The organism is Rhodospira trueperi, from assembly GCF_900101965.1.
Taxonomy (GTDB): domain Bacteria; phylum Pseudomonadota; class Alphaproteobacteria; order Rhodospirillales; family Rhodospirillaceae; genus Rhodospira; species Rhodospira trueperi.
Genome location: NZ_FNAP01000001.1, coordinates 697,454 through 716,801 on the forward strand (window position 1 = coordinate 697,454; position 19,348 = coordinate 716,801).

Consider the following 19,348-nt stretch of genomic DNA (forward strand, 5'->3'; position numbering starts at 1 on the left):
ATGACCGCGAACCGGGCTCTCTGGGGCCGCGACCTGATGCTGGACTACCGCCACGGCGGCTTCTACGAGGACGCCGACCTCGTGCCCGCCACGCGTTCGGAGGGACCGGGCCACCTGACGGATCTGGCGGTGGCGTCGGAGGTGGACGCCGCCGTCCAGGCGGTCGCCAACCGGCTGAAAACCCGCATGGGCGAACTGGCGCCGCTGGGCCATCCGGACTACGGCTCGCGGCATCACGAGTTGATGGGCCAGCCCAACGTCGAGCGCACGCGCAACCTCATCAAGCTGTACGTGCTGCAGGCCCTGAAGCGCGAACCGCGCATTGAAAAGGTGATCCGCTGCGATGTCACCGCCGCGCACGCGCCGCCGCGCGAGGTGGTGCGCATCGTGCTGGCGCTGAAGCTGATCGGCGTGCAGGCGCCGGCCAACCTTGTGGTCCCGTTCTCGCTGGAGGCGTCCTAGATGACCTATGTCGCCGAACCCTACGGCCTGTTCGTCGATGACCTGCTGACGGCCTTCACTGGCGGGTCGATCCGGCAGGTGTTCCGCTTCCTGCCGGAGAACGAGCCGTTCGAGTTGAACGCGCCGGCCGAGGTACTGGCGAAGACGGTGCGCATCCACGGCATCGCCGGCGGCGCGCACAAGGTGTTCCAGCGCACCCGGGACTTCACGGTGGACAAGACCCGCGTCGTCTGGCTGACCGGGCCGGGCGGCGGCCGGCGGGACACGGCGGTCTGGCCCGACCCGGGCACGCGCTTCTATGTCAATTTCGAGCATCGCGGCCTGTTCCAGTCCACGCCGCTTCTGACCGACCGCAACCCGGGCAGTGTGACCCGCCTGCTAGCGGAAAGCATGGCGCGCGAGCACGCGGTCCTGTCGGGCCAGTTGGAGGCGGTCTACCGCGCGGCCTTCCTGGAAACCGCCGAGGGTCGCGACCTGGATCAGGTCTGCGCCCTGGTGGGCGTGACCCGGCGCGGCGCCAGCGCGGCCGCCGGACTGGTGGTGTTCTCGCGCGCCACCCCGGCGCCGGGCGACATTTCCATCGCCGCCGGGCTGCGGCTGTCCACGGTGGACGCGCCGGAGGTCATCTTCGAGGTGACGGAGGCCCGCACCCTGCGCCGGGGCGAGTTGTCGGTTGACGTGCCCGTGACGGCGCTGGCCGACGGGCCGGCGGGGATCGTGCCGGCCGGCGCCATCGGCATCCTTCACCGCCCGATCCTGGGGATCGACACCGTTGGCAACCCCAGGCCGACCGCCCTGGTCGGCAGCCGTGAGAGCGACGCCGAGTTGCGCGCCCGCGCCTCCCGCGCCCTGCAGAGCGCCGGCAAGGCCACCCAGGGCGCCATCGTCGGCGCCCTGACCCGGGTGGCGGGCGTGCGCGAAAAGGACGTGCGCGTCGCCGAGGACCCCATCGCCCGGCCGGGAGTCATCGAGGTCGATGTGGCCATCGGCGAGGACCTGAACGAGGCCCAACGCGCCGAAACCGTCGCCCGCGTCGCCGACCTGCTGGACGAAAGCCGCCCGGCCGGAATCCGCGTGCTCGCAAACCTGGACGCACCGCTGCCGGCGGGGGAGACCGCGCCCACGGGCAACCCGCGCGTGGACGAGGAGGGCGATCCGGTCACCATGGCGGGCGGTCAGGATCTGTTCGTCGATGTGGATGTCTCCGCCACCCTGATCCCGGCGCGGCTGGACCTCGCCGCCGATGAACGCGCCGCCCTGCGCGCCGCCGGCGAGGCGGAAATTCACGCCTTCATCGCCGAGGCGGGGCTGGGCGAGGCCCTGATCTTCAACCGTCTCGTCGCCCGCCTGATGGCGCTGGAGGGCATGCTCGACGTGTCGCTGGAAATGAGCCTGCCCGGGGACACCAGCGGCAGCCGACAGAAGAACATCCTGCCCGCCAAGCCGGGCGCGCGGCCCCGGGCCGGGACCGTGGCCGTGCAGGTGGGCGCCTCGCTGATCCTGATCGACGTGTCTGTCTCGATCACACTGAAGGGCGTGGCCTTGCTCGACCAGCCGGATCCGGCGCGGGAAAGCGCGCGGGCGGCGGTCGAAGCCGAACTGCGCGCGGGTGTCGCGACCCTGTCTGGGCCGGAGTTGACCGTCGCCGCGCTGCGCGGCCTGCTATCGGAGAGCGACACCTACGAGGTGGGCGATCTGCACTATCAGGTCACCTACCAGGACGCCGGGGTGCGGGTGCAGGCCCAGGACGTCACCCTGCCGCTGGGCGGGCTGGAACAGCTCTGGGTGCGCGGGGTTTCGCTGCTCAACACGGAGACCGGAGCATGAGCCGCGCCGACGTCATCCTGTCGCGCTTCCCGGCGCATCTGGAGGCCGGCCAGCCGGGCAAGCTGCTCGGCGTGATCGCCGCCGCCCAGGCGCGAGACATGGACGTGGCGGCGTCGGAGATGGCCGCCATCCGCCGCGCTCATCGCATTGGCGAGGCGGACGAACTGACCGACGTGATGCGGCTGGGAGCGCTGCACCGGATCACGGCCGCCGAGATGGAGGTGCTGGCGCTGCGCATGACCCAGGCACGGGCGGAGTTGAAGGTTGTGGACGGAACGGCCCCCCTGCCCGACCGGCTGGCGGCGGCGGAACGGCTGCTCGACACCTTTGGACTCGGTGGGGAGCCTCCCCGCCTCGCCGCCTTCCTGGACGACGGCCTGGACGCCGACGCGCTGGACGGTCCGGACGGCGAAACCGCGCTCGACCGTCTGTCGGCGGCGGCCCATCGCGCGGTGCGCCGGGCCTCCCGAGTCGCGTTGACGCGCGCCCGGGTGCTGGGCATCTGCCGCCGGCACGCCCGCGGCAACGGCACCGTCGCCGCCCTGATCGAAGGCGCGGCCAACGCCCTCGACCTGGACGTCGGCCCGATCCAACACAGCGTGGACCGCTATCTGCACGCCGCCGTCGCCACTGACCGATTGCGCCTGACCGGCCCGGACGGTCCCCTGCCCGCCGCCGAGGAGGTGGTCGGCCTGATCGAGAACCCGCCCTGGCGCGACCAGACCGATGAGACCCGCCGGCATCACGGCGAGGTTTTCGAGGTCAAACGACGCGGGTTCGGGCGGGAGCGGCTGGCGATCCGGATCGTGGGCGTGGACGAGCGCACGCATCGGCCCATCATCGTCAATCGCGACGAGGGCCGGGGGATCGGCTTCATGGGGCAGGTGCCGAACAACAGCGTACTGGAGTTCAATGAGGACGGACGCGCGCGCCTTGACGGCGCCGATGCGACCGCCGCCGCGTTTTCGTTCCGGGGTGCGGTGTTCGCGGACGCCGAAAAGCCGCACGACCGCGATTTCCGCTTCGACGCGGGCGACTGCGCGTTCGCGACGTTCGAACCGGCCGGCGCAGGAGGACGGGGCTTTTCCTATCCCCACGCCGGTCACCCGATCACCGCCCCCGGCATCGGTGTCGGCGTGACGCGCTACGCGGCTTTCAGCGGACTGGCCCATTTCGCCAGCCGCCGCGACGCGGAGGCGACGTCGGTCGCGGTCGTGCCGACCGTGTTTTCGGGCACCTTCGATCACACCGTGTTCGGCGGCCTGGACGACGGCAAACGCCCTGATTTCGCGGCCATCCGGTTCTCGTGGTTGGAACGGCGGGCGTACACCGTGCGGGTGGTGATTCCGGCCCGGTTCCGGGCGCTCGACGCCGAGAACGACGGCGCGGCGGTGCTGCGGCATGTGGCGCGCGCGCTCGACCGCTTCCGGGCGGCGGGGATCGTGGTGGAGGTGAGGTTCCTCGACGGCCGCTTCGTGGTCGGCGAGGCGGTGTTGAGCGACGGGGCGGCGGTCAATCCCGTCGCCGCGTTGCAGGGCGGCACGGTGCTGTGGGACAGCTCCGACACGGACTGAGGACAGGCATTCGGCGACCAGGAGCGAGGCAGGGCAATGGCATTGGAAGACTTCATCGCGCGCGAGGTGGCCCCGGGCGAGCCGCTGACCGCCCAGGCCTGGAACGACATCGTGCGAGCCACGGCCGATCTGATCTCGACCGTGCAGGGCCTGTCCGGCTCCGTGCTGGAGGTCATGATCGCCAACGCCGATGTCGATCCGGCACAGGCCCGCGTCACCGCGCTCGGCGCGGACGGCGGCGCCGTGGAGGCGGCCCGGCCCATCAAGCCGAAGGGGCCGTTCATCCTGACCAACCTGACGCCCGGTCCCTATACCATCCGCGCCAGCGCGCCGGGCTTCGGCACCGCCACGACCACGGTGACCGCCCCTTCCGCCACCACGGTTGAGTTGGCCCTGGAGCGCACCCAACCACGCATGCCCTCGGTGTTCGGCGAGGCGTTGGCGGTGGCGCTGGAGCTGTTGAAGGAAGAGGGGATCGCGGTCTCCCGCGTCATCGACGCCACCGGGCGGGAGGTGGCGCCGGCCAACCCCGATCCGGATTACCGGGACACGCCGGTGCTCATGCAACTCCCGGCCGCCGGCGAGCCGGTGTCCTCCAAGACCGGCGCCCAGCTCGTCGTCGCCGCCTCGGTGAAGGTCGAACCCTCGGTCGAGGTGCCGTCGCTGACCGGCCTCACCCTCGACGAGGCGCGACAGGTGCTCGACGACCTGGGTCTCGTACTCGGCAAGGTCACGACCAAACGCTGACGGCGGACCGCGTAACGAAGGATGATCGCCATGCCCACCACTCGTTTTTCCTCCGGCACGTTCAGAAAATCCGCCGATGTGCAGCTTGTCGACCTGAGCGAAAAGGCGGCCAGCGCCAAAATCGTGCGCGAGGGCCTGAATGTGCCTCCGGTCAAGCTGGACGACGCCGCACTGGACCGCTTCGTTCTGGAGGACCTCATCAAGCCCGACGAAGCGCCTCGCGTGGTCAGTCAGTCGGTCAAGGCCGGCACCAAGGTGCCGCGCGGCACGGAGGTGGACCTGTTCCTCGCCCCGCGCCAGTCCATCCCGGGCAAACTCATCCCCGGATCGCATCGCGGCATCGCCAAGGAAACCACGACGATGGAAGACATCGTCAAGGCCCATCTGGCCGACCGCGCCATGCGCGAACGCGTCGCCAAGTACGACAGCTTCGAGGAGATGCCTGAAATCGAACAGAAGGCGTTCCATCGAGCCCTGGAGGAACGTGACATCGAGATCGACGAGACGAAACCGGACCTCAACTCCGACTCCGCCTTCCGGACCATGAAGACGGCCCTGGCCTTCGGTTGAAACGAGGTGTGGACCGATGCCCGTCTTTGTCGACTCCAGCCCCGACAAACCCACCGCAACCGACGGCGTCACGGCCGAACGGACGGGTGGGCTCAGGGCGCTTCAGTTCAACGGCGGCGTGACGGCCGACGACCTGCGCGACGCCGTCAAGGATCTCGAGTTGAATCATGACCTCGATCTCCTCGACATCGTGGTCGCTCAGGGACGCATGGAGGCACGGCGGGACCTCACCCTGCCGGCCAACGCCCTGGTGGATCGGGCCTCGGTTGTGGTGACGGCTCGATCCTCCGCCCTGACGGCGGCACGCGCCGTGGCGCAGCTTCGGTTGGGACCGCCGCCGCCCGGGTACGAGGACCTCGCCGACGGTGCCCTAATCGTCGATCTGGGCGTGCCGCGCACGGTGACCGCGATCGCGGTACCGGAGTCCTTCGGGATCCATCAGGTGCGGACATGGACGGGAACGGGCTTCGGTCCGTTGCCCGCCTTTCCCTCCCCCCTGCCCGATCCGCTTGAGGAGTCCGATTACGGCTCGACCATCGTCCTGCCGGCCGAAGTGCGCACCGAGCGTCTGGAAATCACCTACTCCGGCGGCGATGACGGTCAGAACCTGATGGACCGCGCCGTTCTGGCCCTGCCGGATGCGCCCGCCAACCTTCAACTTGCCATCGAGGGCAGCGGCATCGTCTGGCGCGAGCAGGGCATCGTGACGCCGGGACCGGATGAGGAGATCACCACCACCGGATGGAACAGCGAGGGCAAGCGGCGCGTGGATCTGACGGCGGCGCTCGGCGCCCGCCTGGGCAATCCAAGGTCGGCGGACCCCGTGACGCTGGTGCTGGTCCTGACCAGTTCATCGCCGGGGGCCCTGGCCATCTCGGCCCTTGAGTCGGAAACGCGGCGCATCCGCCGATGCACGCTGGCCGGGCAATCGGGGGAGGTGGTATCGTTCTCGAACGCGGGCCGGGTGGTCCAGGCCCTGACCGGACCCGACCTGCCCACCGATGCCACGGTCAGTGAGATCCGCTTCACCGCCAGCGCATCGCCAAGGCCACCGCGCACACTTCCCCCCGTGGGGCCGGAGGCCAGCGACAAGGTTGCCCTGACGCTGGATCCGGATCATGCCGTTCTGGTGCGGCTGCCGGTGACCTCCGGACTTGAGCACTTTGAGGCGCTGAGCGTGGCCGCCACCGGCGGCCCTGAGGGCGCCGAAATCCGTGCCCTGCTGTGGGACTCGCGTGTGGATGCGGAGGAGCGGGTTTCGGAGTCCATGATCTCCGTGCCCACCGCACCGCTGGAGGCCCCGGCAACCGATCCGGCAAGCCTGGAGGCCGGCGCGCAGGCATGGGCATGGCTGTCGCTGACCTTTCCGGAGCCGGTCCCGCTGCCCCCGGATCGCCCGCTGTGGGCCGCCATCCTGTGCAGCCGGGGCGCGGCGACGCTGGCGATGACCGACACCACGGCGGCCACGGAGGCCGGGCGGGTGCGGGTCGGCCCCGCCACCGGCCCGTTCCAGGCGTTGCCGGCCCTGTTCGACCGGGAGGGCTATGCCGGCCTGCGGGCACGGATCCGCATGATCGGCACCGCCCCGGCCGAAGCGCCCCTCGATCCGCTGGCCATCGGCTGGCCGGCCGCCGCCACGGTGCTGCCGACCAAGAAGGGCACGCGGGTGATACTCAGCGGCGCGGCGGTGGCAGGCGGGCCGGCGCTTGATCTGGTGGCCCTGACCCCGATGACCCTGACCCTGACCGACATCGACGTCGTTTCCGATTCATAGAAAGGACGGGCGAGCCATGGCCCAGGATGCGCGCACCACCTTCGTCGACGGCCTGCGGGTGACGGGCGACCACCTCCAGCACATGCAGGACCGGCTGCGCGAGGCGGTGCTGGACCTGCGCATGACGGTCGGTTTGGGCCGCGTCGCCTGGGGCCTGCGGGCGACACTGGAGGGCGACGCACTGCACCTGACGCCGGGCGCGGCCTTCGCGGCCTCCGGCGTGCGGCTGTTCGTGAACAGCGCACAGTCCCACACCCTGCCGCCGGAACGCCCGCTGCGGCTGGTCATGCGGGCCGCCAACGGGGATGTCGCGGCGCTACGGGTGGGCGATGTGCAGACGCTGGTGACGCTGACGACCAACGTGACGCTGGAGCCCGACGACGGAAGCGACGTCGGCGCGGACGCCCTGGTGATCGCCACCATCGATGCCGAGAGCGCGCTGGCGCAGCCGGACGCCCTGTTCGTGGCCATGGGCGGGCATGCGCATTCCGGCGCCCACGTCCAGGATGCGCTCGGGCACTGGCGCTTCGACGGCGCCGAAATCCAGGGCGCCCAGGGACCACGCGGCCCGCGCGGCGAGCATGGACCGCCGGGGCCGCCCGGTCCCCAGGGCGAACAAGGCCCCACCGGCCCGCAGGGCGAGCATGGCCCTCCGGGACCGCCCGGCCCCCAGGGCGAACAAGGCCCCACCGGCCCGCAGGGCGAGCATGGCCCTCCTGGACCGCCCGGCCCCGCCGGTCCCAGAGGGGAGGACGGCCCGCCCGGCGCCGACGGCGCCCGGGGACCGCGCGGCCCCCGGGGCGAGCCCGGCGAGGGGATGGCCGGCGACTGGCCGTTCGTTGCCCGGATCGGCTGGAAGCACGGCGCTTCCCTGAATGCCCAGGAGGCCGCCCGGCAGCTCGCGCATATCCGCTTCGCCCTGTCCGAGCCACCGCACCCACGCATCGCCGAAAGCCAACCGCAAATCGTCGAGGTCTGGATTGCCGGCACCGGCGCGCAGGACCCTCAGCCGCTCCACGCCCTCCCCGGAACCACGCGGATGGACGGCCGGGAGGTGTTCTGGAAGCCCGAGATCAACCGGGACCGTCTGGACGCCATGGTGCGACAGGGGGCGCGGCTGACCATCCGCCTGCACGTCGGCGCTCTGTTCGATGAGCAGGAGCGCGTGTTCTCCGCCGCACTGGACGCCGCCCTGGGGATCAAGACGCCTCACCTACCGGGTGGTGTCCTCGAGACCTGGATGATCGTGACCGCCCGCTGACGGCCCGGACAGGAGAGGCCCGCCATGTCCGACGAAGACGACATCGCCCTGGACGAGGGGACCGAAGAGCAGGACGACAGCCGGATCTGGGCGCTCAAACCCGACGACGAACGCGCCCGGACGGAGGCCGAGCGGCGCGCCCTGACCGACCTGGACCTCGATTTGGTCGCCACGGGCGCCTACGACCGGGCGGCCGATCCGGCCTTCGCCGACGCCCAGTCGGCGGCGCTGACCTGGGCGCCGCGCGGGCCGCGCAACGTCGGCGGGCGAATCCGCGCCATGGTCCAGGACCCGGCCCATCCCGACACCTTCTACGCCGGCAGCAGCCAGGGCGGCGTGTGGAAGACCACCAACCGGGGCGACACCTGGACGCCGCTGACCGGGCTTGTCCGCGCCAACAAGGAGGTGGCGGTGCCCGTCGGCGCGCTCGGGCTGTGTGAGCGCTCGCCGCAGCATCTCTACGTCGCCACCGGTGCCCTGATCGACAACCCGACCCTGACCGGCATCGGCCTGTTCTACACCGACGACGGCGGCGACACCTTCCGGCGCCTCGTGGACGAGACCCACGGCGGTAACGCCTTCCGCCGCTTCTCAAAGGTCCTGGTCGATCCCTGGGAGCCACGCCGGGCGTGGTGCGCCTCCGAGGACGGGCTGTTCCGCACGGAACCCGGCGTCAGTGCGAACGACCCGCCGCAGGTGCAGGCGATCGCCGACACCAACAACTGGGCCGGGTTCGAGATCACCGACGTGGCCATTGACTTCGGCGGCCTTAACGCGGCGACGCGGCCCGCGAAGTACACGGTCTACGCAGCGGTCAAGGACGACGGGGTCTACCGCGCGATTTTCGACTGGGCGACCCAGACCTATGACCCGGTCGGCGGCAACACCTGGAACCAGGTCTTCAATCCCTTTGATCATGCCACGGATCCGGATCGCATCCTGTTCGCCCTGTGCGCCTCGCAGCCGGATCGCCTGTACTGCGTGTTCAGCTTTTTCCGGCGCGGTGTGCTGGCGTCCCGCGTCTTTCGGTCGGATGACAGCGGCGCCACCTGGAACCCGACGCCAGCGAACCGGCGCCGGACAGGCGTGCATCGGGACGGCGACCAGTCCTTTCATGCCTTCGTGCTGGAGGTCTGCCCGCGCGATCCGGATGTGGTGGTGGCCGGCTCGGTGGACCTGTACGCCAGCCACAACGGCGGCGGATCCTGGGCGAAAATCATGGACTGGGAGCAGTATGACCTGGGGGACCGCGCCCAGCACGCCGACCAGCACGAGGTGCTGTTCGAACGCTCGCAGTACAACGATTCAACCGCCTTCACCGGGGCGGACGCGGGCAATCCGCGCGAGATCTGGGTCGGCAACGACGGCGGCGTCAGCCAAGGCCAGACCGACGGCGCCAACTGGCGCAAGCGCAGCCACGGCATCCTGGCGACGCAGTACTACGACATCCAGGTGCATCCCGACTTTCCGTTCATCCGCTCCGCCGGGTTCCAGGACAACGGCACCTGGATGGGCTTCGGCGGCCCCTCCTGGCATCACATGGGCGGCGGCGACGGCGGCGGCTCGGCCTTCTATCATGGCGACATCCAGCGCATCCTTCTGAGCTGGCAGGGTAACGTCGGCGATGTGTTTAGTCTGGTGGACGTGCGGCCGGAGACGCGGCCCCTGCCGCTGCCGAACCGGCCCCGGCTGGAATACCGCAACTCCCTGCCGGACGTGGCCGGGCTCGGCCCGACCGAGCACGACGGCCCGTTCCGCATCACCGTCGCCAACCAGACCAACCGCAATCGCGGCTTCCGCCACAGCGGCGTGTTCGGCGGCCGCGTTATCCACCACCCGACGACCACGCCGGACTTCCTGGTGGCGCGCGCGGGCGCCGCCTACCGCTCGACGGACGGCATCCGGTTCAATCGCCTGACGGGGGCCGGCGCCAACAACCCGGCCAACCTGGGCGGGAACGACGTCACCGCCATCGCCTATTCCCCCGCCAGCCCCGATACCCACTGGTGGATTGGCACCGAGGGCAGCGCCGACGACGCCCGCCTGTTCCGGACCACGGACGGCGGCGCGTCGTGGCTGCGCGTGGACAACAGCCAGATGAGCTACGTGGCCGACGTCAGCGGGCACCCGACCCGGGCCGAGGTGGCGGCGGTCGCCCTGTCGCGCGACGCCGATCAGGTCTACGTCACCCCGGACTCCGGGGCGACATGGCACGAGATCGCGCGCAGCGGCACGGCGCCCGACAATCTGCCCGAGACCCCGGTGACCACGGTGCGCTTCGACCCAAACAGCCCGAACGACCTGAGCCAACCGCAGACGCTGTACGTCGGCACCGGGGCCGGGGTGTTCGTGGCCCGCGACGTGGACCTGTCGGCCCCCGTCCCGAAGGGGACGTGGCGCCACCTCAACACCGGCATGCCGCTCGTTACGGTGCAGGACCTCCATTTCGTGCCGGTTCTGGCCGAGGATGGCTCGGTGGCGCGGCATCTGTTGCTGTGCGCCACCTACGGCCGGGGCCTCTACGAGTGTGCGCTGGACGGAACCCCTTCCGTGCGGCTGTTCATGCGCTCCACCGTCATCGACGACGGGACGACGTATCAGAACACACAGGCCGCCGTGACCGTCGACCCGCGCATCCGCATGGTCACCACCGACGCCACGGAGGACCTGCACTGGCACCGCGCGTTCGACCTGCGCGTCGACAGCGCCGACAACTTCGACTTCGGCGACAGCTTCGACGGCGCCGAGTTCGACGAGCGCTTCCGCAGCGGGATCCTGAACGTCGGCCGGCGGAACCGGATCTTCGTGCAGATCCATACCGCCGGCTTCTCCACCGTGGACGGCATCGACCTGCGGCTGTATTTCGCCAACGCGGAGCCACCCGCCCCGGGGCAAGACCCGCAGGCGCCCGATCTCGACGCCGGCTTCTGGGACACCTTCCCGGCGCCGCCGCCGGACGGATCGGTCTGGCAACTGGCGGGTCAAGCGACGGTGGACGGCGTGGATCCGAGCACCCCGCGTGTCGTCGGCCTGCCCTGGACGCCGCCCGGCACGCTCGGCCAGCATGCCGCGCTGCTGGCGGTCATCACCCATCCGGATGACGACCTGACCGCCGACGGCCCTGGCCTGGTGGTGGATGCGCGGGCCGATCCGTCCGCGCTGTCGCGCACGGAACGGCGTGTCGCATTGCGCGTGGTGGGCACCGACACGGCGCTGGCGGTGCCCGACGGCCTGGACGACGCCGACCTGCGCCTTCTGGCCTGGGGCGGACGCAGCACCGCCATCCGCATCGCCGACGGCCCGCTGGGCGATCCGGAGGCGGCCCTGGCCGGCCTACCGCCGGACGATCCGACGCTGCCCGCGACGGGCGGCCGGCACGTCTATGTCGCGGTGGGCAACCGGCGGCAGGCGGACATCGAGGTCGAGGTGCAGCTTTTCGCCGCGCCCTACCCCGGATTCGCCGTGGCGGCGGACTGGACCGACCTGGGGCGGGAGACCTTCGCCGTTCCGGCGGGCGAACGGCGTTTCACCCCGGCCGGGTTCGCGCTGAACGACGCCGGGACCATGGTGCCGGGGCCGGGTTACCGCGCCCTGACCCTCATGGCCTTGGTCGAGGCGAGAACCGAGGACGGCGCCCGCATCCTGGAGGCCATGCCGGATGTCTCCGGGGTGACTGATCTGGCGTCGTTCTGGCGCCTGTTCGGCCGCCACAGCGGATGGCACGGCGGTGGCAGCGCCACCCTGCTGGCCGTTCGGGTGACCGGGTAGGCTCTTGGAAAGGGACGCCGTTCGCGTCACGTTGTCTCATACGGAAACCGGATGATTGGTTCGGTGCGTCGACGATCAAGTGTAGGGCGGGTGACCGAAGGGCACCCGCCACCCCGTGGCTTGGCGGCGGCTGTCCTTCGGCCCGCCGCCCTACGGGCGCGAACGATTGAACCGAAAACCGTATCAGGGCCGATGAGGCGCAGACCTCTATCCCGCAATCAGGGGGGACCCCCATGAAAAAGCTGGCCATTGTCGTGGGACATACGCGCACCAGCGTCGGCGCCTTCGCCGGCGCGCCCATCAATCAGAGCGAATACGACTGGAACGGTGACCTTGCCGCGCGGATGAAGGCGCATGCCGAAGAGCATCTGGCCGATGCCCTGGCGGTGGAGGTGTTCACCCGCGATGACGGCGGCGTGCGGGGGGCCTACCGGCGGGCCCGGGCGTGGGGCGCGGACGCCGCCATGGAACTGCATTTCAATGCCGCCGGCCCCGGAGCCACCGGCACCGAGACGCTGTATCTGACCGCCGCCTCCAAGGTTCTGGCCGAGGCCATCCAGGACGCCACGGTCGATGTCCTGGGGCTGAAGGACCGGGGCGTCAAGACGCCGCACGAGGCCAGCGGCGGCCGGGGTGCGCACAATCTTTCGCAGATGGGGGCGCGGCCGTCGATCCTGACGGAGCCGTTCTTCGGGTCCAACCCGGCCGACCGCGCCACCGCCCACGCCCGTAAGCAGGATCTGGCCGCAGCGCAGGTCACCACCGCTTGTCAGGTCCTGAACGCCCTGTATGACGACGACGAGGACGGCGAGCGCGCCACCGTGACCGCCAGCGCCCTGAACGTCCGGGGTGGACCGGGGGTAGAGTTCGACAAGCTGTCCTGGGGCCCCCTGCCCGCCGACACCGTGCTGGTCGTGCTGGAATGCGGCACGGTGTGGTGGAAGGTCTGCATACCGGACGATCCGCGGAAGGTCGGGTTCGTTCACAGCGCCTACGTCACGTAGGACGGATCAGCCGGAAAGCGCAGCCCCTTCCTCGGTGATCTCGCGGATGGCCTGCAGGAACGCCGCCACCTCGGCCACGGTGTTGTAGTGACACAGCGAGACCCGGATGGCGCCGGCGAGTCCCAGCGGCTCCAGAACGTTGGCCGAGTAGTGATCGGCCTTGCGGGTGTAGGTACGGATGCCACGGTGGCGTAGCGCGCTCACCACGTCGACGGCCGCCAGGCCGTCCACGCTCAGGGACACGAGCCCTTCCCGCAACGGGTTCTCGGCCCCGCCGATGATCGTGACCGACGGCATGTCGGCCAGCCCCTTGAGGTTGCCGGTGCCGTGGATCATGGCTTCGGTCAGGGCTTGCTCGTGGGCGTGGATCGCCTCTCCGGCGGCCACGATCCGGGCGCGGCGGTCGGTGGCCTCCGACACCTCGCCGCCGAGCCAATCAAGATAGTCCACGACATCCGAGAAGGTGGCGTAAGCGCCGGTATCGCGGGTGCCCAATTCCCACGGCGCCCCGGGCGCGCCGATCAAGTGTTCGTGTCGCAGCACGTCCAGGCGATCAGACACCCAGGCCACCCCGTAGCCATGCCGCGAGAACACCTTGTAAGGCGAGATCACATAGCCGTCGATGTCATATCCGGCGATATCGATGCGGCCGTGCGCGGCATGCTGGATGCCGTCCACGATGATGAGGCAGTCCGGCGCGACCGCGCGGATCTCGGCGGCGATGGCGGCCACATCCACACCCATGCCGGTCACTGGCGAGGTGTGCAGGATCGTCGCCACGCGCGTGTCGGCCGTGATCTGTGGACGGTAGGCAGCCGCGTCGACACTCCCGGTCGGGGCGTCGTGGGCCACCAGAACATGCGGCCGGTCCGTGACCTCGGCCCAGTGCCGGGCGGCGCTGCGCGTCGCGGGATGCTCCAAAGTGCTGCCGAGCACCCGACCCGGCGGCGCACCGACGCACGCGGCACGGATCAGCCGGAACAGCAGTTCGGTGCCGCTTTCACCGACAAAGACCTTGCCGGCGGGGGCATTGAAGAACAGCCGCATGTCCTCCCGGCCCTTGTCGATCAGCGACACGAGCGCGCGCGAGGCCGGGTTGTCCCGTCCCTGATTGTCGGGAATGGCGGCGAGCCGCGCGGAGGTCTCCACCACCGAATTGAGCGTCAGCGCCCCGCCCGCGTTCTCGAAAAACACGCGCGGCCCTTCAAAGGGACAGACGTCGACATGGGCGAAGCGCGCGCGCACCGCATCCAGCAGGCCCGGCCTGGAGTTTATCATTCTCGTTTTCCCGTTGTGTCGGCCCAGGACGGAGCCAAGGAAAGAGCCCCCGTTCCGCCGCTGGGCCGGCGCAAAACCCAAGGGACCCGCCAGAGCCAGGCGGGTCCCTTGCCGTTTGGCCGCCAACCGGCCGGTGACCGCTCAGGCCATCACCGGTCCTTTTCGGCCTCCTTGCCTTTCAGCAGCACGGACTGCGCCGCCGCCAGTCGGGCGATGGGCACCCGGTACGGCGAGCAGGAGACGTAGTTCAGGTCCACCGTCTCGCAGAAGTGGATCGAGTCTGGATCGCCGCCGTGTTCGCCGCAGATGCCCAGCTTGATGTCCGGGCGGGTCTTTCGGCCGCGTTCGGCGGCGATCTGAACCATTTCGCCGACACCGTCCACGTCGATGCTCTGGAACGGATCGCGCGGGTAGATGCCTTTCTGGGCATAGACCTCCAGGAACGGGCCGGAGTCGTCGCGCGACATACCCAGCGTCGTCTGCGTCAGGTCGTTGGTGCCGAAGCTGAAGAACTCGGCGTGCTCGGCGATCTGGGCGGCCTGCAGGCAGGCGCGCGGCAGTTCGATCATGGTGCCGACGTGGTATTCGATCCGCTGGCCCTTGGCGGTGAAGGTTTCCTCCGCCACGCGATCCACCAGGGCGCGCATCGGCTCCAGTTCCTTCACCGAACCGACCAGCGGGATCATGATCTCCGGCAGAACCGTCTCGCCTGACGCCTCGGAGACTTCCAGGGCCGCCTCGAAGATGGCGCGGGCCTGCATCTCATAGACCTCGGGGTAGGTGATGCCCAAGCGGCAACCGCGATGGCCGAGCATCGGGTTGGCCTCCTGCAGCATGGCGACGCGGCTCTTGACGGTCGCGGCGTCCACGCCGGCCGACGCGGCGACGTCGGCGATTTCGTTTTCCGAGTGCGGCAGGAACTCATGCAGCGGCGGATCCAGCAGACGGATGGTCACCGGCAGGCCCTGCATGATGGTGAAGACCTCGACGAAGTCCTGGCGCTGGTAGGGCAGCAGATGCTCCAGCGCCGCCCGGCGGCCGGCCTCGTCCTCGGCCAGGATCATCTGGCGGATGTGGATGATGCGCTTGGGATCGAAGAACATGTGCTCGGTGCGGCACAGGCCCACACCCTCCGCGCCGAACTTGCGCGCGGTGCCGCAGTCCTCGGCGGTCTCGGCGTTGGCGCGAACCTTCATGCGACGGACCTTGTCGGCCCACAACATGAGGTCGGCGAAATCGCCGCTCAGTTCGGGTTGCAGGGTCGGAACCTCGCCCAGGAAGACATCGCCCTTGGCGCCGTCCAGGGTGATGATGTCGCCTTCCTTGACCACCCGGTCACCCACGGTGAGCGTCTTGGCGCGGTAGTCGACACGGATTTCGCCGGCGCCGGCGACACAGGGCACGCCCATGCCGCGGGCCACCACGGCGGCGTGACTGGTCATGCCGCCGCGCGTCGTCAGGATACCCTGGGAGACGTGCATGCCGCCGATGTCCTCCGGGGAGGTTTCGACGCGCACCAGAACCACCTTCTTGCCCTTCTGCGCCCAGGCCTCGGCCTCGTCGGCGGTGAAGACCACCTGACCGGAGGCCGCGCCCGGAGACGCCGGCAGACCGTGGGCCAGCAGATCGCGCGGCGCCTTGGGGTCCAGCGTCGGGTGCAGAAGCTGATCCAGGTGTTCCGGCGCGACGCGCAGGATGGCGGTTTCCTTGTCGATCAGGCCCTCGTTGCACATGTCCACGGCGATCTTCAGCGCGGCGGCCGCCGTGCGCTTGCCGTTGCGGGTCTGGAGCATCCAGAGCTTGTTCTTCTGGATGGTGAACTCCATGTCCTGCATGTCTTTGTAGTGGACCTCAAGACGATCACGGATTGCGACCAGCTCCTTGTAAATGACCGGCATGGTCTCTTCCATGGCCGGCAGATCGGAGTTGTTCTTTTCCTTACCGGCGATGGAGATGTTCTGCGGCGTGCGGATGCCCGCCACAACGTCCTCGCCCTGGGCGTTGACCAGGTACTCGCCGTAGAAGGCGTTCTCACCGGTGGACGGGTCGCGGGAGAAGCAGACGCCGGTGGCCGAATCGTCGCCCATGTTGCCGAACACCATGGCCTGCACGTTAACGGCCGTGCCCCAGTGCCCTGGGATATGATGCAGGCGCCGGTAGGTCTTGGCGCGCTGGTTCATCCAGCTTCCAAACACGGCGCCGATGGAGCCCCACATCTGCTCGACCGGGTCCTCGGGGAACGGCGTGCCGAGTTGCTCCAGCACCTTGGCCTTGTAGACCCCGACAAGATGCTTCCAGTCCTCGGCCGTCACCTCGGTGTCCAGGGTGTAACCCTTGTCTTCCTTGAGCGATTCAAGGATTTCCTCGAAGTGATAGTGATCCACGCCAAGGACCACGTCGGAATACATGGTCACGAACCGACGGTAGCTGTCATAGGCGAAGCGGGCATCGCCGGACAGCTTAATCAAGCCCTGAACCGTGGTGTCGTTCAGACCCAGGTTGAGGACCGTGTCCATCATGCCGGGCATGGAGGTGCGGGCGCCGGAGCGCACCGAGACCAGCAACGGGTTGTCAGGATCGCCGAACTTGGCCCCCATGATCGACTCGATCTGTTTCAGCGAGTCCATCACCTGCTGCTTAAGGTCGGCGGGATAGGTTTCGCCATTTTCGTAGTAATACGTGCAGACCTCGGTGGTAATGGTGAAGCCGGCCGGGACGGGAACGCCCAGGGAGCTCATTTCAGCCAAGTTGGCGCCCTTACCGCCCAACAGGTTTTTCATGTCGGCGCGGCCCTCGGCCTGACCGTCACCAAAGAAGTAGACCCACTTCGACATGTTCCCTCACCCTTCGATTCTTGAGACGTCGGCCACGGTACTCATGGCCAGCTCGATACGCGACAGAAGTCGCAAACGATTGCGCCGCAGGGATGGTTCATCGGCATTGACGGTCACGGTTTCGAAAAAGGCATCCACCGGTTGGCGCAGGGATGCCAGCGATGTCATGGCGTCTTCGAAACGCTCGGCCTGAACGGCCTGTGCGGTCGCGGTGGCGGTGTCTGACAGAGCCGCGAAGAGCGCGCGTTCCTCGTCTGTCCGCAAAAGATCGGCGCTGACATCCTGTGTCTGGTACCGCACCCCGTCCTTGCGTTCCTCGATTCTGACGATGTTGGCGGCGCGGCGATAGGCGACCAGAAGATTAGACCCGTCATCACTGTCCACGAATTTGGCCAGCGCGTCCACACGTGCGAGAAGTCGGAGCAGATCATCCTCGCCGCCCAGCGCGAAGACAGCCGCGACCAGATCATGCCGCACACCCCGATCCCGCAGGTGGACTTTCAGGCGGTCGGCAAAGAACCCCAGCAGATCATCAAGAACGGCTTCCGACCAGTTTCTGTCCATCCTGGACGTGGTCGCATGCTCCCCATCCGCGCCCGCCTGCCGGAGTTCTTCCTGCACCGCTCCCCGAACCTGATGCAGATAGGCGGTTCGGGCAACCCTGAAGACGTCCATGAGGCCGATGCGAAGTTGATTTTCGACAATCAGGCGAATAGTGCCCAGAGCCGCCCGGCGCAACGCGAAGGGATCGCGCGAACCGGTGGGCTTTTCGTCGATCATCCAGAAGCCGACCAGAGTGTCGATCTTGTCGGCCAGGGCGACGGCCACCGAAACCGGGGCGGTCGGGCACTGGTCGGTCGGGCCGACGGGAGCATAATGCTCGGCGATCGCGTCGGCGACGGACGCGCGCTCGCCGTCATGCGCAGCGTAATACCGGCCCATCAGGCCCTGCAATTCCGGGAACTCGCCGACCATGCCGGTGGTCAGGTCGGCCTTGCACAACAGGGCGGCGCGGTCGCAGTTGTCCGCGTTGGCGTCCGGGATGGCGTCGGCGAGATGGCGAGCCAGCCCCCGGATCCGCTCCATCCGGTCATGGTCCGTGCCGAGCCGGGCGTGAAAGACCCGATGGCGCAGCAGATCGACCCGATCGGCCAGTGCCGTCTTGCGGTCCTGATCCCAGAAAAACCGGGCGTCGGACAGGCGGGCGCGGAGGACGCGTTCGTTCCCGGCGACGATCCGGGCGCCACCGTCATCGCCGGAGGTGTTGGCCACCAGGATGAACCGGGTCGCCAGACGGCCGTCCGGGTGTTCCAGGCTGAAATACTTCTGATGGCCGCGCATGGCGGTGGTCAGCACCTCGGGCGGCACATCCATGAAGGCCTCGTCGAGTCGGCCCATCAGCACCTCGGGCCACTCCACCAGTCCGGCCACCTCGTCCAGGAGCCCGGGATCTGGCCGCAGGCGCAGCCCCTCCGCCTCCGCAAGAGCCTCGGCGCGTTCGTGGATCAGGTGGGCGCGCTCGGCGGCGTCGAGCACGACATGGGCCGCGCGCAGTTTGTCGCGGTAATCGTTGAACCCAGCAACGCGGAACAGGTCCGGCGCCAGGAAGCGATGCCCGGGCGTGCCGGACTGGAACGCCAGGACCGGCATGTCCGCCGACGCGGTCTTGGGGTCCTCAATGAAGCCGACGGGCACGGCCGGCCCCGATCCGTCCGGCCGGGCGCCGGGCGTCGTACCCAGGCTGAGGCCGCCGTCCAGGGTCTGGCCGTCGAACACCGCCAGGATGTGATGCAGGGGTCGCACCCAGGTCAGGGAACCGGCACCCCAGCGCATGGACTTGGGCCACGGCAGACCGATGATGGCCTCATACAGAAGGCGCGGCAGAACCTCGTGGGTCGGGCGCCCCTTATGCTCGATGACCGCGAACAAGACCGCCCCCTTGGGCGTGGCGCGGGTCTCCACCTGGTCACGGGTCAGGCCGACCGAGCCCAGAAAACCCTGGATCGCCTTATCGGGGGCGTCGGCTTTCGGCCCCTTACGCTCCTCGCGGGTGTCCGGCTGGGCAAGGGGCAGGCCGTCCACCACCAGCGCCAACCGGCGCGGCGTGGCATAGGCCTGGGCACCGTCGAACGTCAGCCCGGCCTTGGTCAGGCCGTCGGTCACCAGCCGGCGCAGGTCGTCGGCGGCGCGGCGCTGCATGCGCGCCGGAATTTCCTCGGAAAACAGCTCCAGCAACAGTTCCGCCATGG

At 69.2% G+C, this 19,348-nt stretch carries 12 protein-coding genes; 9 read left to right on the forward strand and 3 right to left on the reverse strand.

Going from position 1 to position 19,348, the window contains the following annotated elements:
- The 9 genes from BLS85_RS18995 to BLS85_RS03220 all read left to right on the forward strand — a co-directional run bounded on the left by BLS85_RS18995 (position 1) and on the right by BLS85_RS03220 (position 12,987).
- A complete protein-coding gene (locus BLS85_RS18995) occupies positions 1–462 on the forward strand; it encodes a GPW/gp25 family protein (RefSeq protein WP_092781902.1) in 462 nt (153 codons plus the stop codon).
- Complete coding sequence (locus tag BLS85_RS03185) at positions 463–2,289, forward strand: baseplate J/gp47 family protein (protein ID WP_092781905.1); 1,827 nt, start codon at positions 463–465, stop codon at positions 2,287–2,289. It abuts the gene before it with no gap.
- The gene (locus tag BLS85_RS03190) at positions 2,286–3,863 is read left to right on the forward strand and encodes a hypothetical protein (protein ID WP_092781908.1); all 1,578 of its coding nucleotides are present in this window, start codon (positions 2,286–2,288) and stop codon (positions 3,861–3,863) included. Before BLS85_RS03185 ends, BLS85_RS03190 begins: the two co-directional genes overlap by 4 nt.
- A 36-nt stretch (positions 3,864–3,899) precedes the next feature.
- Positions 3,900–4,610 carry a carboxypeptidase-like regulatory domain-containing protein gene (locus BLS85_RS03195; protein WP_092781911.1) on the forward strand — a complete coding sequence of 237 codons (711 nt, stop codon included), beginning with the start codon at positions 3,900–3,902 and terminating at the stop codon, positions 4,608–4,610.
- 30 nt (positions 4,611–4,640) lie between these two features.
- A complete protein-coding gene (locus tag BLS85_RS03200; RefSeq protein WP_092781914.1) occupies positions 4,641–5,180 on the forward strand; it encodes a PASTA domain-containing protein in 540 nt (179 codons plus the stop codon).
- A gap of 16 nt (positions 5,181–5,196) precedes the next feature.
- Positions 5,197–6,954 (forward strand): hypothetical protein, encoded by a 1,758-nt coding sequence (locus BLS85_RS03205; protein ID WP_092781917.1) that lies wholly within the window; start codon positions 5,197–5,199, stop codon positions 6,952–6,954.
- 16 nt (positions 6,955–6,970) lie between these two features.
- Positions 6,971–8,215, forward strand: coding sequence for a hypothetical protein (locus BLS85_RS03210; RefSeq protein WP_218128256.1), 1,245 nt, complete (start codon positions 6,971–6,973; stop codon positions 8,213–8,215).
- Between the two features lie 24 nt (positions 8,216–8,239).
- Positions 8,240–11,983 (forward strand): hypothetical protein, encoded by a 3,744-nt coding sequence (locus BLS85_RS03215; protein WP_092781920.1) that lies wholly within the window; start codon positions 8,240–8,242, stop codon positions 11,981–11,983.
- 233 nt (positions 11,984–12,216) lie between these two features.
- Positions 12,217–12,987 carry an N-acetylmuramoyl-L-alanine amidase gene (locus BLS85_RS03220; RefSeq protein WP_092781923.1) on the forward strand — a complete coding sequence of 257 codons (771 nt, stop codon included), beginning with the start codon at positions 12,217–12,219 and terminating at the stop codon, positions 12,985–12,987.
- A 6-nt stretch (positions 12,988–12,993) separates the two neighbouring features.
- On the opposite strand, the gene BLS85_RS03225 is transcribed toward BLS85_RS03220, so the two are convergent.
- From BLS85_RS03225 to glyS, 3 genes are all read right to left on the reverse strand, one after another.
- Positions 12,994–14,265 (reverse strand): aminotransferase class V-fold PLP-dependent enzyme, encoded by a 1,272-nt coding sequence (locus tag BLS85_RS03225; protein ID WP_092781926.1) that lies wholly within the window; start codon positions 14,263–14,265, stop codon positions 12,994–12,996.
- A 149-nt stretch (positions 14,266–14,414) separates the two neighbouring features.
- Positions 14,415–17,099: a pyruvate, phosphate dikinase gene (gene ppdK, locus BLS85_RS03230; protein WP_092781929.1), complete on the reverse strand. Its 2,685-nt coding sequence runs from the start codon at positions 17,097–17,099 to the stop codon at positions 14,415–14,417.
- Positions 17,100–17,105: 6 nt separating this feature from the next.
- Positions 17,106–19,346 carry a glycine--tRNA ligase subunit beta gene (gene glyS, locus BLS85_RS03235; protein ID WP_092781932.1) on the reverse strand — a complete coding sequence of 747 codons (2,241 nt, stop codon included), beginning with the start codon at positions 19,344–19,346 and terminating at the stop codon, positions 17,106–17,108.
- Positions 19,347–19,348: the final 2 nt, after the last annotated feature.